This is a genomic window from Shewanella denitrificans OS217, from assembly GCF_000013765.1.
GTDB lineage: Bacteria > Pseudomonadota > Gammaproteobacteria > Enterobacterales > Shewanellaceae > Shewanella > Shewanella denitrificans.
Window position 1 is genome coordinate 4,531,506 of sequence record NC_007954.1, and the last position, 14,401, is coordinate 4,545,906.

Consider the following 14,401-nt stretch of genomic DNA (forward strand, 5'->3'; position numbering starts at 1 on the left):
TCTTAAGATCTTTATATAGATCTCTTTATTATGTTTACTATTAGGATCGCACTTTTCTGTGTGTAACCCTAAAAAGCCTTTATAATCATAAGATAACGAGTTCTCGATCCTGTGATCAATTAGCGATCAAACTCAAGATAAGGTGGGGATAGATCGGGTACTTATCCACAAGGTGGATCTTTGCTCAGATCGGACCTAGAACAGTACAGAGTTATGATCGCTAAAAATAATAGCTTATCCACAAACTTATTAGATAAAATAGTTATTTGTGGATAAGAGAGGTTTGAACTGTGGGTATTTATGATTGAGTTAACAATATAGGCTTAAGTTAATTGATCTTGCCATTGGGCTAACCAAGCAAGCGCTGGCTCTTCAGGCACGGGGGTGGACTGGATGTCTATTTGGATCTTATCCACAAAGGGATCGCCACCTAAGTGTTTTAGCTGATCTATTATTTTTTCAGGACCTTGGCAAAAAGTATCATAGCTTGAGTCGCCAATGGCACATAAGGCAAATTTCAAGCCGCTAAGATCGCGATCACTTGCCATTAATTGCTCATAAAAAGGCTGAATATTGTCCGGTAATTCACCTGCTCCATGGGTTGAACTGACAATTATCCATAGAGAATCTGCTGATAATTGCAGCAGATCTGCCTGCATTAATACCTCTACTTGGTGGCCTATTTCCGTCAATTGTGCTGCCATATCATCGGCAACATACTCTGTTCCGCCTAAGGTCGTGCCTACTATTAAGGCTATATTTGCCATATAAACTCCAAATTGTCTGTGCTTTTGTGGCTAGTTTACCTGAATTTCCATTGCGTAGAGCCAAGTTAGCCAGTATTTTCCTTGTAAGTGTTTAACCAATAATTAACGAGAAAACCATGGATTTAGCCGACATTTTGGCTGGATTTAAGCTTAGGCATAGTGGTGATGTGTATCGTTGCCAGTGTGATTTTAGGCGGAATTAAACGTATTGCCACGGTCGCTACTAAGGTGATGGCCCATGGCAGTGCGAAAACCAATGAGCCTGTAAAAGAAGGTTTAGTGGCTGTGTTAGGACCTGCAATCGATACCTTATTGGTGTGCACGGCGACGGCATTTATTATCTTGATTTCAGGGGTTTGGCAAGGAACAGAAGCTGAAGGGGTGAATCTTTCGGCGCAAGCTTTTGATATCACTATGCCAGGTGTTGGGCCTTATTTACTGATTTTATGTGTGGTTTTTTTCAGTATCAGCACCATATTTACTCAGGCATTTTATGGGGGCCAGTGTTTCGCCTTCTTGTTTGGTCGCAAGCGCATTCGCTTGTATCAATACTTCTATTTGCTGGCTATTTTGTTCGCTGCAACGGCAACCGTGAGTGAGATTATTAATATTATCGATGGCGCTTATGCCTTGATGGCCATACCAACCATGACATCTGCTTTGTTGTTAGCGCCTAAGGTGAGGGCGGCGGCAAAGGATTACTTTGCTCGCCTAAAATAGGGTAATACCAATCGTATTAATTATCTGGTCATTCAGCGGGAATTCAAAGGGGATTAATCAAGGCGGAGGCTTGAAGGCATAGTGGTGCTATGTCAAAAGTCTTCAACGCAGAGAAATCCCCTTTGAAACCCGCCCCTTGGGAGTGTCTCAAGCGTTCCTCTTCATCGTTGCATTCCTGTGTAAGAATGAGGTTTGAAAGGGAATAACCCTTACTGCATTAATGCGCCTTGAATTGAAAAGCTTGAGGCGCTCTGATAGATCACATAATTAATGTGATTGGTATAAGTTAGCCTAAGTGTTTTGCATGGAAATCTAAGTGGTCTTCAATAAAGCTTGCGATGAAGTAATAGCTATGATCGTAGCCTGGCTGCATCCTTAACTTCAGTGGGTAGTTGATGTTTTTAGCTATTGCTTGTAGATTTTCAGGCTTTAGCTGCTCCTTAAGGAAGTTATCGTCTTCACCTTGGTCCACCAGCGCGGGCACAAAATGATGACTTTTTTTTATCAGCTCGCAGCTGTCGTAATTCAGCCAGTTTTGCTTATCTTTACCTAGGTAACCGCTAAAGGCTTTTATGCCCCATGGGCTATTGATGGGATTACAAATAGGGCTAAATGCCGACACACTTTGGTATCTGTCAGGGTTTCTTAGGGCGATAGTGAGTGCTCCGTGACCGCCCATGGAATGGCCTGCAATACTGCGTTTGTTGTTTATAGGGAAATGGGCTTCAATCAAGCTTGGCAATTCATTCACTATGTAGTCATACATCTGGTAATGAGTGTCAAAGGGGGCCTCGGTGGCATTAACATAGAAGCCTGCACCTAAACCAAAGTCATAAGCACCCTCTGGGCAATCGGGTACATCATTGCCTCTAGGGCTAGTATCAGGCGCCACAATGGCGATGCCAAGCTTTGCCGCGAGTCTTTGGGCTCCCGCTTTTTGCATGAAGTTTTCATCTGTGCAAGTGAGTCCTGACAACCAATAGAGCACAGGTACCTTTTCATTCATGGCTTGTGGCGGTAAAAAAATAGCAAAGCGCATGTCACAGTTTAAGCTGAGTGAATGGTGACGATATTGCTTGTGCCAACCTGAAAAACTTTTATTACTGCTGATATTATCTAGCGTCATAGCATGTCCTTTTGGCCCTAGCTTTTGGCTAGGGCGGCAGTAAATTATTGATAGTAATCACATTACTTATCGAAATGGATAACTGTGCGAATGCTTTCGCCCTTATGCATCAATTCGAACGCATTATTGATATCCTCAAGCCCCATGGTGTGGGTAATAAAGTGATCTAACTTAAAGTCACCATTAAGGTACTGCTCTACGATACCGGGTAATTCACTGCGTCCCTTTACGCCACCAAAGGCACTGCCACGCCAGACTCTGCCTGTGACTAACTGGAAAGGACGGGTTGATATTTCTTGCCCAGCACCAGCAACACCTATGATCACAGACTCACCCCAGCCTTTATGGCAACACTCTAAGGCGCTGCGCATCACGTTGACATTGCCTATGCACTCAAAAGAGAAGTCCACGCCGCCATCAGTCATTTCAACAATCACTTCTTGGATAGGCTTATCGAAATCTTTGGGATTAATGCAATCTGTGGCGCCAAGCTTTTTCGCCAGCTCGAACTTAGATTCATTTAAATCTATGCCGATAATCCGGCTTGCACCCGCCATAGTCGCGCCAATCACAGCGGATAAACCTATGCCGCCAAGGCCAAATATTGCCACGGTATCGCCTTTTTGAACTTTAGCCGTTTTAAGCACGGCGCCCATGCCTGTGGTTACGCCACAACCTAATAGACACACTTCTTCAAGGGGGGCGGTAGGATTGACTTTAGCCAGTGAAATTTCAGGTAATACTGTGTATTCAGAGAAGGTCGAGCAGCCCATGTAATGAAATATTGGCTGACCATCTTTATAAAAACGCGTGGTGCCATCAGGCATTAAGCCTTTACCTTGAGTTTCACGTACTGCGCTACACAGGTTAGTTTTACCTGAAGTACAAAACTTACACTTGCCACATTCTGCCGTGTATAACGGAATGACATGGTCGCCCACTTTTACGCTAGTGACGCCTTCGCCAATCATGTGAACTATGCCGCCGCCTTCATGACCTAAAATCGCTGGGAATACCCCTTCAGGATCGTCGCCTGATAAAGTAAAAGCATCAGTGTGGCAAACACCCGTGGCAACAATGCGCACCATAACCTCACCGGCCTTGGGGTACATCACATCAACTTCTTCAACGGAGAGTGTTTGTCCTGGGCCCCAGGCGATAGCGGCTTTAGACTTGATAAATTGCGCTGTCATAATAATGTCCTAATGGTGAGGGTTAACTTTGAGTTGACTAAGTTTAGTCCTTAGTCGATTTATCTATTGTATTTCTTTATATTCAGATGATAATTAGCCTATTTTACAAATAACCTTTACGAGGGTGTAATAATGATGCAGTGGGAGGGCATATCTGAATTTGTCGCTGTGGCTGAAACTGAGAGTTTTACCGCTGCGGGAAAAAGACTCAGTATTTCTACAGCACAGGTGAGTCGTCAAGTCAGCCAGCTTGAAGATCGTTTAAGCACTAAGTTGTTTTATCGCACCACCCGCAAAGTGGCCCTAACAGAAGAAGGCGCTGTTTATTATCGACATTGTCGTCAGGTGCTCAATGGTTTGGATGATGCAGAGCGCGCCATATCAAGCCTTAAGGATAAACCTCAAGGCCTTATCAAGATGACGGCACCAGTCACCTATGGTGAGACGCATATTATGCCGATAGTGATTGCTTTTATGGCCCAATACCCACAAGTCGAAGTGCAATGTGAGCTGACCAATCAAAGGCTAGATCTTATCGATGGTGGGTTTGATTTAGCCATTCGTCTAGGGCAATTGGGGGATTCGAGCATGATGGCCAAGCGCCTCAGTAGCCGGCGTCAATACGTGTGCGCTGCACCTAGCTACATAGCAACCTATGGCGCCCCATATAGCTTGTCTGAATTGAGCCAACATAATTGCCTGATAGGCAGCCAGTCTCAATGGCAATTTATCGAACAGGGCAAGGTGAAGAATATAAAAGTGCAGGGTAGTTTGCACTGCAGCAGTGGTTTTAGCTTACTGGATGCCGCTATTCGGGGGCTTGGGATAGTGCAATTACCGGATTACTACGTTAGCCAAGCACTGACTGAAGGTAAGCTTATGGTATTACTCGAGCCTTTTCAGCAATCTAAAGAAGGGATATGGGCTCTGTATCCTCACAATCGCCACCTTTCGCCTAAGGTGCGTTTACTGGTGGATAAGCTGGCCGATGAGTTGGCTGAGTGACATACACCTTAATTAGATCCGCTTTAGATACCCTGTAAAAGGTCTACAGGCTGACAATCATAGAAAGACTTCGCTGTGGACTCTATTCTTAATTATGCTGGTGAAGGTATTGGTGGGGATGGAGGTCCATTTATCACTGGCTTTATCCAGTGGTTCAGACACCACGACTAAGCTGCCATTGGGGATAGGGTTACATTGTCCATTAAACTCATGAAAGCAGTCGGTATCGGCAGAGTAAAACTGTGTCATTGCCGCTTCATTATGGGCAAAGCGTAAGATGAATAATTTTTCGCCATCAGATAAGGCACAGGATAAATTCAGTACCCCTGCTTTATCTACCCCTTCTAACGCGGTTATTACCCGCCGCACCATTTTCTGCATGGCCTGTTTAGGTTGCTCCATCAGACCATAGGTTAAAGCCAAAAGAAAAAATGTCTCACTGTCTGTGGTTCCCCTAAGGTGTGGATAGAGTTCTGGGGCTATCTCTAGCTGTAATTCACGGCGAATTTTGTCGAAATGACTGACATGGCCATTGTGCTGAAATAACCAGTTCTTGTATTGGAATGGATGGCAATTGGTGCGCTGTACATCGCCTGTGGTGGTGGCCCTTATATGAGCAAAGAAAATATGTGATTTGACCTGATGACATAAGTTTTTCAGATTCTCATCATGCCAAGCAGGCTTATCATCTTTAAATACCCCAGGTTCTGGGCGCTTATGGTACCAACCTATACCAAAGCCATCGCCGTTAGTACTTAACAGCACGCCGGCGGAACTGACATTGAGTTGGCTATGTAAACTTTGGGCAACCAAGGAGTGAGAAGGTTGAGTGACTAATGAGTCGAGGAAAATAGGCCTGCCAGAATAAGCTAACCATCTACACATTTGCGTTATCTCCTAGTGTTTCTAATATTTGCTACGCCCTTGATAAAAAGCCTCAGCATGCTGGACGGTATAATCGATAATGTCGGCGGCCACATCGCGCAGGGTGATTGCTTCTATGCCTTGCTCGCCAGTAAAGTCGGGGGAAACATTGATTTCTAACAACAAGGGGCCTCGGTTAGAGCGGACAAAATCCACCCCTGCCACATGAACCCCTATGCTTTGAGTCGCTTTTAGCACTAATTCTTGTTCATCTGCACTGAGCGTGACTGCTGATGAATGCGCCCCTAAGGATACGTTGGCCCTAAAATCATCATCTTGTGAATCCCTTTGCATCGCGGCGACCACTCTGTTGCCCACCACAAATGCCCTAACATCATGGCCGGCGGCTTCTGCAATAAACTCTTGGATAAGGTAACTCACTCCCGCAAGAGAAAATGTTTTGCATAAGTTGTCGACTTCTTTGTGTGTCCTTGCCAGAAACACCCCAGTGCCTTCGGTGCTTTCTATGAGTTTAACCACCAGCGGCAATTGCAGCTGCTGCATAATGGCGTTAAAAAAATCCGGCGTATAGGCGATGGCTGTGGTTGGAAAAGGCAGTCCTTTACTGAGCAGATGCTGCAGACACTTAAGTTTATCTCTACCCAGGCGCAAAGCCTCAGGGGACTCACTGACATAGGTATTGGAACAGATAAATTGCTGCAGAAGATTAATCCCATAATCCGTATAGGAGACATTGAGCCGTGGAATAATGGCGTCAAAATGATGCGTGATTAATTCATTCTGATAGTAAATATCCGCCACACTGGGCCTTAGTGCGATACTCATCTGACGCAAATCGAGTAGGTTGGCACTGTGTCCCTTTTTACGAGCCGTGGCAACTAAGCGGCTATCATCCGCGGCCTGATTGGTTGTGAGTATGGCTATCTTCATGATTGCTTCTACTATTTAATTTATAACCTGAATGAGAAAGTGTAGCAGTCAGCGTCGATAACCGCGGCGGCATTCACTCATTTCATGGGGGGTAGCGGGGGGAAATCTGGCTTATTTATCTGAGTTTCCTTGAGAAGCTGCAGTTTTTTACTAAGTTAATACAACAGTAGATCAAAGGGAGAGAGTATGTGCGGCCTTGCCGGAGAAATAGCCTTTGCAGGCGAAGCTGACGTGAACCAGGTGGCTCGAATGTTAACCAAGCTTGCACCTAGAGGGCCTGATGGAACCGGGGTTTTTAGTCAGGGGCGCTGCTGTTTCGGTCATAGACGCCTTAAAATTATCGACCTGTCTGAGCAAGGATCTCAGCCCATGGTGGATGCCACCTTAGGGCTAACCTTGGTTTTTAATGGCTGTATCTATAATTACCGCGCCTTACGGGAGCAATTGATACATCTGGGTTATCAATTCTTTTCCTCCAGTGACACTGAAGTCATATTGAAAGCCTATGACCATTGGGGTGAGTCTTGTGTAAATCAGTTTAATGGCATGTTTTCTTTCGCTATTTATGAGCGCGATACGGGTAAGGTTTTCTTAGCCAGAGACAGACTTGGCATTAAACCCTTGTACTACTTTATTCATGATAAGGGCTTAGTCTTTGCCTCTAGCTTACCCGCCTTATTAGTTCACACTGAGGCGAGTACCGAAATAGACTCAGTGGCACTCAATCACTATATGTGTTTTCGCGCCATAGTGACTGAGCACACCTTGTTTAAGGGCATCAAAAAGCTCCAACCAGGTCATTGGATGACAATATCTGCCGCTGGAGAGATTAACCAACAGAGCTATTGGCAACTGGATAACAGTGATACCGAGCAATATCAGATGTCACAGCCGTCAGCAGAGGCAATGAGTGAAGAGCTGTGGTCACAGCAACTCGAACAAGCCTTGTATGACAGTGTCAGGCGCAGATTAGAGGCTGATGTTCCTGTGGGAGTCTTGTTATCTGGTGGATTGGACTCCTCACTTTTAGTGGGGCTAATGCATGAACTAGGGCAAAAACAAATCCATACCTTCTCCATTGGTTTCGATGATGTGGCGGATGAACTCGGTAATGAATTTATTTATTCTGATGTGATAGCAGAACATTACCAGACCAAGCACCAAAAAATACAGGTTAATCACGCAGAGCTGCTGCAACATCTTCCCGATTGCATCCTTGCTATGTCTGAACCTATGGTTTCCCATGATGTTATTGGCTTTTACTTGTTATCAAAAACCGTCAGTCAGCATGTCAAAGTGGTACAGAGTGGTCAGGGGGCCGACGAAGTGTTCGCTGGCTATCATTGGTATCCACCTATGGTCGATGCCAGTGAGCAAATGGCGGCCCAAGTGTATCAGGACAATTATTTTTCTTGGCAATATGGTGAGTATCAGCAGTTGGTGACGCCTAAGATGGCCGATGGCGATCATGCGGGAGATTTTGTTCGTGATTACTTTGCTCAGTGCAAAGCGACTCATGCCATAGATAAAGCCTTAATGCTAGATACCTTAGTCATGCTGGTTGATGATCCCGTCAAGCGAGTCGATAACATGACCATGGCCTTTGGCCTTGAAGCTAGGGTGCCATTTCTCGATCATAAGCTGGTGGAGCTCGCCAGCCGAATGCCTTATCAGCTTAAGATTAAAGATGGCGGCAAGTATTTATTAAAGCAGATGGCGCGAAAGCTTATCCCCAACCAAGTCATAGACAGACCTAAGGGGTACTTTCCTGTACCTGGACTTAGGAACATGCAAGGGCCCTACCTAGCGCTCGCTAAACAAGTGTTTAGTGAACCCATCGCCAGAACACGGGGGATATTCAACTTAGATTATATCGATACCATGCTGGCCTCTCCCGAGCAGCAGTTGACTCGTTTCGGTTCGCGCTTATGGCAAGTGACGTTATTAGAACTTTGGCTACAGTTACACTTAGATAATCGCTGAGGGATATAATTGCAGGGTTTTGCGGGGTTAAGCGCTAGCCCAAATTAGCTTAGTTTATGTCAAACCGATACTGGGTAGCCAGAGTCCAATATCGGTTATTTTATCTATTAGAAGTTACGTGGTTGTTCTTGGATATACATTTGTTCAACTAGGCCTTGGCCTTGATCTGTCGAGCCTGTGCGTTGTTTGTATTTAGCTTCGGCTTGCTGCATTCTAGCGCGTCCATTGCCCAATAAGGTTTGACCTTGTTGTAGTAGGCTTTCACCTTCGGCAACCTTGGTATTGCCGTCTTCAATTAACGCTTTAGCGTCAACGAACTTATCATCTGCATCTTCCCAGAGATCGGCTATATCTTCTAGCTGCTCCGTTACTTTAGTGGCCTGAATTCCTGATTGAACATTGCTCAGGCTATTGGCTTTATTGATAAAAATCTGCCGTTGTCTTTGTGCTTCAATTCGCGCCTGTGCAAGCCGTCTTTCACCCTCTAAAATTTCAGCTCTACCTTTAGTTATCTGTTTTTGGCCGTCATTTAGGAGCTCTCTAGCATTTTTTACATCTTTATGGCCTTGTTCCCATTGTTGAGAAAGATCTAAATGTTGCTCGCTTTCCGCTTTTATTTTTGTGGCAAAGGTATGCTGGGTTGCAACACAAGCCGTCAGATTTATTACGCTGAACATCAACAAACTACAAACCACTGCTCTCATGTTTTAAGTCTCCATCATAGGGGGGAGAAAGCAGCGCAATTTAATCGGTAAGCCGCTCAAATAGCAATAGCTGGCAAGCTAAAAAATGATGATAAAATGCCATAGCATAATCATCTCTTAATTAAGCTAGTTATCTGTTTTACATGAATTTATGCGATTTCATGTTATCTATTTGATTGTCTGAAAGAAGTTGGCTATTTTAGCCTTAGGCAAGCGGGATATTTTATTGATGATATCTAAGGTGATTTGCTGAGTAGGGAGTCGTTGCTGCAGTAAAGACACTTGATGTAACCATAGATTAGCTGTCATGGTGGCATCGGCTAAGGCACGGTGAAATACGCCGTCGTTAGCTAATTGATGGTGCTGGATCAAGGTGCCGAGTTTATGATTGGGGGCCTCTTGGCTTATGCGCCGCGATAACAATAGAGAACAAGCAAATTGGCCGCTATAACTGAGCTTATTGGCTGAAAACTCGGCATCTAAGAATTTCTTATCGAAACTGGCGTTATGGGCCACTAAATTAAATCCAGCAATAAACTCTGTAAATTGCCCCATCACCACGTTTGATCTTGGGGCATCTTTAAGCATTTGATTACTAATGCCTGTGTATTGCTCAATAAAGCTGTTTACCCTTTGACCCGGGTTTATCAGTGCTTGAAAGCTATCTACCACTTGGCCATCAACCAACTTAACCGCGCCAATTTCAATGGCGCGATCGCCCATGTCTGGGGATAAACCGGTAGTTTCAAAGTCGAGCACAACAACATTATTCGCCAGAGTCATACTATCTACGCCTATTTACCGAGACACTGTTTGCCGATACATTATTTACCGATACAGAAGGAGCTAAAAATCTTACCGAGCAAATCATCTGAGGTGAATTTACCGGTAATTTCAGATAAGGCCATCTGGGCCATACGCAGTTCTTCGGCCAGCAGTTCTCCTGCAAGGTAGACCTCTAGTTGTTCTTTACCGAGTTGTAAGTGGCTGGCGGCTAATTCTAGGGCTTCCAAATGACGGCGACGAGCGATAAAACCACCTTCAAGATTACTCTGGTAACCCATTAATGATTTTAAGTGCTGTTTGAGTTCTTCAACGCCTAAACCGGTTTTCGCCGAAATGCGGTAAACATCAAAGCCTTGCTCTTGAGACTTCTCGAGCGATTCGCCAGTTAAGTCAGCCTTGTTACGCACCACAGTGACCCCAAGTCTTGTGGGTAAGCGGTCAATAAAATCAGGCCAAATATCATGGGGGTCGACGGCATCTGTGGTAGTACCATCGACCATAAACAAGACTCTGTCGGCGGTGGCTATCTCGGCCCAGGCGCGCTCAATACCAATTTTCTCTACAGTATCTAAGGTATCCCTAAGGCCTGCAGTATCGATAATGTGCAGCGGCATGCCGTCTAAATGAATGTGTTCACGCAGTACATCACGGGTGGTGCCCGCTATTTCTGTAACTATGGCAGACTCTTTCCCTGCTAAGGCATTTAACAAGCTTGATTTACCGGCATTGGGGCGCCCAGCAATAACCACTTTCATGCCTTCACGTATGATAGAACCTTGCTTAGCGCTGTCTTGTACTGTGTCGAGCTTTGCGATAATACGGTAAAGGGCATTGGCTATTTTACCATCAGATAAAAAATCCACTTCTTCATCGGGGAAATCTATCGCCGCTTCCACATAAAGGCGCAGGTTAGTCACTTGCTCAACCAGCTCATGCACTTCCTTTGAGAATTCACCCTGTAAGGATTGCAAAGCACTCTTGGCGGCTTGCTCGCTGGTGGCATCGATTAGATCGGCGATGGCTTCGGCCTGAGTTAAGTCTAACTTATCATTTAAGAAGGCTTGCTCACTGAACTCACCGGGTTTAGCTATGCGCACGCCGCTGACTTGCATCACACGTTTGATCAGCATATCCAGCACGATTTGCCCGCCGTGACCTTGCAGTTCTAATACGTCTTCACCTGTGAAAGAATTGGGCCCTTTGAAGAACAGCGCTATACCTTGATCTATCACCCTGTCATCGGCATCTTTAAAGTCGCAGTAATCGGCGTAACGTGTCTTAGGCACTTTACCCAACACTGCCATGGCCACATTAGTGGCTAAATCACCAGAAATACGAATGATGCCTACGCCGCCTCGGCCAGGCGCTGTGGCTTGTGCCACGATAGTGTCTGTTGTCACGGGAATACCTGCTAATTTTTCAAAGGAAAAGGCGGCCATTAAGCCGCCTTTCTATCTAACTACACAATAAATTATTTGCTGAGCTTGGGCTTATTTTAAGCCTTTTTTCTCAAGACCTGCATAAATAATCTTTTGCTGAGTGATGGCCACTAAGTTACCCACTAACCAGTAAAGCACTAGACCTGCTGGGAACCAGAGGAAGAATACCGTAAAGATAACAGGCATCCACTGCATCATCTTAACTTGCATTGGATCCATGGTTGGCGCTATCGGTTGCATTTTCTGCATTAACCACATAGACACACCCATAAGTAATGGCAGCACGTAGTAAGGATCTTGAACCGATAAGTCATTAATCCACAACATGAATGGAGCGTGACGTAGCTCGTAGCTTTCTAGCAATACCCAGTAGAGTGCGATGAAGATAGGCATCTGTAACAAGATAGGTAAACAGCCACCCATAGGGTTTACTTTTTCTTTCTTGTAGAGCTCCATCATGGCCTGACCCATCTTCTGACGGTCATCACCAAAACGTTCTTTCATGTCAGCAAGCTTAGGCTGTAGATTACGCATCTTAGCCATAGAGGTATACTGAGCCTTAGTCAGTGGGTATAACAAACCACGCACTGTTAAGGTGATTAAGATAATAGCGATACCCCAGTTAGTTACTAGTGATTGGAATATCATCAGTAACTTATAAATAGGAATCGCTAACCACCATAGGAAACCATAATCTACAACGAGATTTAAGGTTTCTGAAATGGCAGAAAGGGCTTTTTGATCTTTAGGGCCCACATAAAACTGAGCGCTTATGCTCTGCTCGCTACCCGGGGCGACATCATAAACAGCACCACGGAAACCTATGTTGGCAAAACCACCGGCACTGACACTAGAGAAGATGGTATTGGCATCTGTCGCAGGTGGGATCCAAGCGGATACGAAGTAGTGCTGTAACATAGCCGCCCAACCACCTAAGGTCGACTTGCTTAAGTTCATGTCAGCCATGTCTTCGAAGTCATACTTCTCATAACGCACATCAGAGGTAGAGAAAGCTGCACCACGGTAAGTCGGCATCATCATGCTACCTTCGGTAGGCTTGATGGTTTGCTTGATTTGACCGTACATCTGCAATTGCAGTGACTTATCAGAGGTGTTGTTTACTTGATAGTCGACGCCAACATCAAATTGACCACGAGTAAAAGTAAATACCTTAGTGTAACGAACGCCAGTATCAGTCACTAAAGTAAGTGGTACTGTGAGTTTGTCTTGGTCATCGGCTAAGCTGAAGTCACTTGAGGTGGTGGTGAATTGAGCGCGGCCTTTAGTGCTGCTATCAATACCATCACGGCCAATCAGGCCACTCTGAGCGATATAGTTAAAATCACTGCTTTGCTCGAGCAATATGAAAGGGTCATTCTTATCGATTTCAGTCTTATGCTTAACTAATGCTGCATAAACAATATCGCCACCCAGTGGATTAATTTTTATTACCAGTTGGTCTGTGGTGACATTGATAAGATTTGTTGAAGCCACAACAGCTGTACTCACACTGCCATCGGCTTCAGGTACATCTGAGCTAGTTTCAGCTGAAACGTGGGATTTAACTTGTGTTTGTGGAGCCGCTACTTGCGGCGCATTATCTGTTTGCCACTGTTGCCAAAGTAAAAAACTGACAAACAACAAACCGATAAGCAATATATTGCGTTGAGATTCCATAGCCTATTTATTACACCTGTCATTTTTAGGAGGGACGGGATCGCTTCCGCCGGGATGTAAAGGGTGACATCTTAATATGCGTTTCAATGCAAACCAACTACCTTTCGCTGTTCCGTGCAATTTAATTGCTTCGATAGCATAGTGTGAGCAAGTAGGATTGAAACGACATCGAGGTCCCATAAGAGGGCTGATGAAGAGTTGATAGCCACGAATTACCGTGGTAGCTAGCCATTGTAGCGGCGACTGAGCTTGCGCCATAACTTCTCTATCAGTTTATTTAGGTCTGCATTTTCCATTTCCATCACGCCATTTCTGACTAACACAACAATATCCAAAGCTGGAATATCATGTTGATTCAAACGAAAACTTTCTCTTATCACACGTTTAATACGGTTACGCTGATTTGCCCGCTTAACGAAACGTTTAGCGACAGTTAACCCAAGACGTGGATGTTGCTCAATATTTGGAATAGCAAGCAGAGTGATTTCAGCAGAAGATGCTTTGATAGGATTGGAGAACACAGATTTAAATTGCGCGGGAGTTAACAAGCGTAACTCCCGCGAAAAGGTATAGCTAGTCACCTAGTTATCTACTTACGCAGATAAACGAGCGCGACCTTTCGCACGACGACGTGCAAGCACCTTACGGCCGCCTACAGTGGCCATACGAGCGCGGAAGCCGTGAGAACGCTTGCGCTTCAGGTTGCTAGGTTGAAAAGTACGTTTACTCATGATGGCAATCCGTCTTTGTTAAGTGAATATTGCTTACCTCGATTTGAGGTAAGAGCAAAAAAGAGGCCGAATTGTAATCACTTTAATAGCTAGCGTCAATAAGCAAAGCCATAATATGAAAAAATTCTGCCGATAAACTTTAAATCAATTCTGCGATAAAAGCCGTTCCACACACAATAGTTTGTGGATAACTCTGTGCATCAACACAATATCTAGTGGTTCATAGTGTGTTTGAGCCGATCAAAGCGGGGGCATTATAGATCAATCTCGATCCGATAAGAAAGCAGCAATTGCGTGTATTTGCTAAATAGATCCCTAAAAGTGGATCGGTTTTGATCCCGCAAGATCCCAGATATCCACACCGAATGATCTCCTTGGGGATAATTATGTTTTAAAGGATAGCGATCTGACACTTCTCACTATAGAATACATCTCCTTTGGCAAAAAATTCGGGG

General features: G+C 44.8%; 15 protein-coding genes. 3 read left to right on the forward strand and 12 right to left on the reverse strand.

The features are described 5' to 3' along the window. Positions 1–323: 323 nt before the first annotated feature. Entirely contained in the window at positions 324–767 is a 444-nt protein-coding gene (gene mioC, locus SDEN_RS19580) for an FMN-binding protein MioC (protein WP_011498175.1), read from the reverse strand. A 165-nt stretch (positions 768–932) separates the two neighbouring features. Between mioC and SDEN_RS19585 the strand changes: the two genes are divergently transcribed. Further along, positions 933–1,487, forward strand: coding sequence for an alanine:cation symporter family protein (locus tag SDEN_RS19585; RefSeq protein WP_011498176.1), 555 nt, complete (start codon positions 933–935; stop codon positions 1,485–1,487). Between the two features lie 286 nt (positions 1,488–1,773). On the opposite strand, the gene fghA is transcribed toward SDEN_RS19585, so the two are convergent. Together fghA and SDEN_RS19595 are read right to left on the reverse strand one after the other, a co-directional pair. Beyond that, complete coding sequence (gene fghA / locus SDEN_RS19590; protein ID WP_011498177.1) at positions 1,774–2,613, reverse strand: S-formylglutathione hydrolase; 840 nt, start codon at positions 2,611–2,613, stop codon at positions 1,774–1,776. Between the two features lie 62 nt (positions 2,614–2,675). Then, positions 2,676–3,806, reverse strand: coding sequence for an S-(hydroxymethyl)glutathione dehydrogenase/class III alcohol dehydrogenase (locus tag SDEN_RS19595; protein WP_011498178.1), 1,131 nt, complete (start codon positions 3,804–3,806; stop codon positions 2,676–2,678). 132 nt (positions 3,807–3,938) lie between these two features. On the opposite strand from SDEN_RS19595, the gene SDEN_RS19600 reads away from it, so the two are divergent. Further along, entirely contained in the window at positions 3,939–4,811 is an 873-nt protein-coding gene (locus SDEN_RS19600; protein WP_011498179.1) for a LysR substrate-binding domain-containing protein, read from the forward strand. Positions 4,812–4,868: 57 nt separating this feature from the next. Here SDEN_RS19600 and SDEN_RS19605 read toward each other — a convergent pair whose 3' ends face one another. Both SDEN_RS19605 and SDEN_RS19610 read right to left on the reverse strand, forming a co-directional pair. Then, the gene (locus SDEN_RS19605) at positions 4,869–5,696 is read right to left on the reverse strand and encodes a class II glutamine amidotransferase (protein WP_011498180.1); all 828 of its coding nucleotides are present in this window, start codon (positions 5,694–5,696) and stop codon (positions 4,869–4,871) included. A gap of 21 nt (positions 5,697–5,717) precedes the next feature. Beyond that, positions 5,718–6,626: an ATP-grasp domain-containing protein gene (locus SDEN_RS19610; RefSeq protein ID WP_011498181.1), complete on the reverse strand. Its 909-nt coding sequence runs from the start codon at positions 6,624–6,626 to the stop codon at positions 5,718–5,720. Between the two features lie 186 nt (positions 6,627–6,812). Here SDEN_RS19610 and SDEN_RS19615 point away from each other — a divergent pair, with 186 nt between their 5' ends. After that, the gene (locus SDEN_RS19615; RefSeq protein ID WP_011498182.1) at positions 6,813–8,609 is read left to right on the forward strand and encodes an N-acetylglutaminylglutamine amidotransferase; all 1,797 of its coding nucleotides are present in this window, start codon (positions 6,813–6,815) and stop codon (positions 8,607–8,609) included. A gap of 107 nt (positions 8,610–8,716) precedes the next feature. On the opposite strand, the gene SDEN_RS19620 is transcribed toward SDEN_RS19615, so the two are convergent. The 7 genes from SDEN_RS19620 to rpmH form a co-directional block, all read right to left on the reverse strand. Further along, positions 8,717–9,313, reverse strand: coding sequence for a hypothetical protein (locus tag SDEN_RS19620; RefSeq protein WP_011498183.1), 597 nt, complete (start codon positions 9,311–9,313; stop codon positions 8,717–8,719). 168 nt (positions 9,314–9,481) lie between these two features. Beyond that, complete coding sequence (locus SDEN_RS19625) at positions 9,482–10,096, reverse strand: 3'-5' exonuclease (protein WP_011498184.1); 615 nt, start codon at positions 10,094–10,096, stop codon at positions 9,482–9,484. Positions 10,097–10,137: 41 nt separating this feature from the next. Continuing rightward, positions 10,138–11,499, reverse strand: coding sequence for a tRNA uridine-5-carboxymethylaminomethyl(34) synthesis GTPase MnmE (gene mnmE / locus SDEN_RS19630; RefSeq protein WP_041406602.1), 1,362 nt, complete (start codon positions 11,497–11,499; stop codon positions 10,138–10,140). 90 nt (positions 11,500–11,589) lie between these two features. After that, positions 11,590–13,215 (reverse strand): membrane protein insertase YidC, encoded by a 1,626-nt coding sequence (gene yidC, locus SDEN_RS19635; protein ID WP_011498186.1) that lies wholly within the window; start codon positions 13,213–13,215, stop codon positions 11,590–11,592. 3 nt (positions 13,216–13,218) lie between these two features. Then, positions 13,219–13,473, reverse strand: a complete 255-nt coding sequence (gene yidD / locus SDEN_RS20320; protein ID WP_011498187.1) for a membrane protein insertion efficiency factor YidD — start codon at positions 13,471–13,473, stop codon at positions 13,219–13,221. Beyond that, positions 13,440–13,796, reverse strand: coding sequence for a ribonuclease P protein component (rnpA, locus tag SDEN_RS19640; protein ID WP_011498188.1), 357 nt, complete (start codon positions 13,794–13,796; stop codon positions 13,440–13,442). The genes yidD and rnpA overlap by 34 nt, the downstream gene beginning before the upstream one ends. Positions 13,797–13,808: 12 nt before the next feature. Continuing rightward, complete coding sequence (gene rpmH, locus SDEN_RS19645) at positions 13,809–13,946, reverse strand: 50S ribosomal protein L34 (RefSeq protein ID WP_006083827.1); 138 nt, start codon at positions 13,944–13,946, stop codon at positions 13,809–13,811. Positions 13,947–14,401 lie beyond the last annotated feature (455 nt).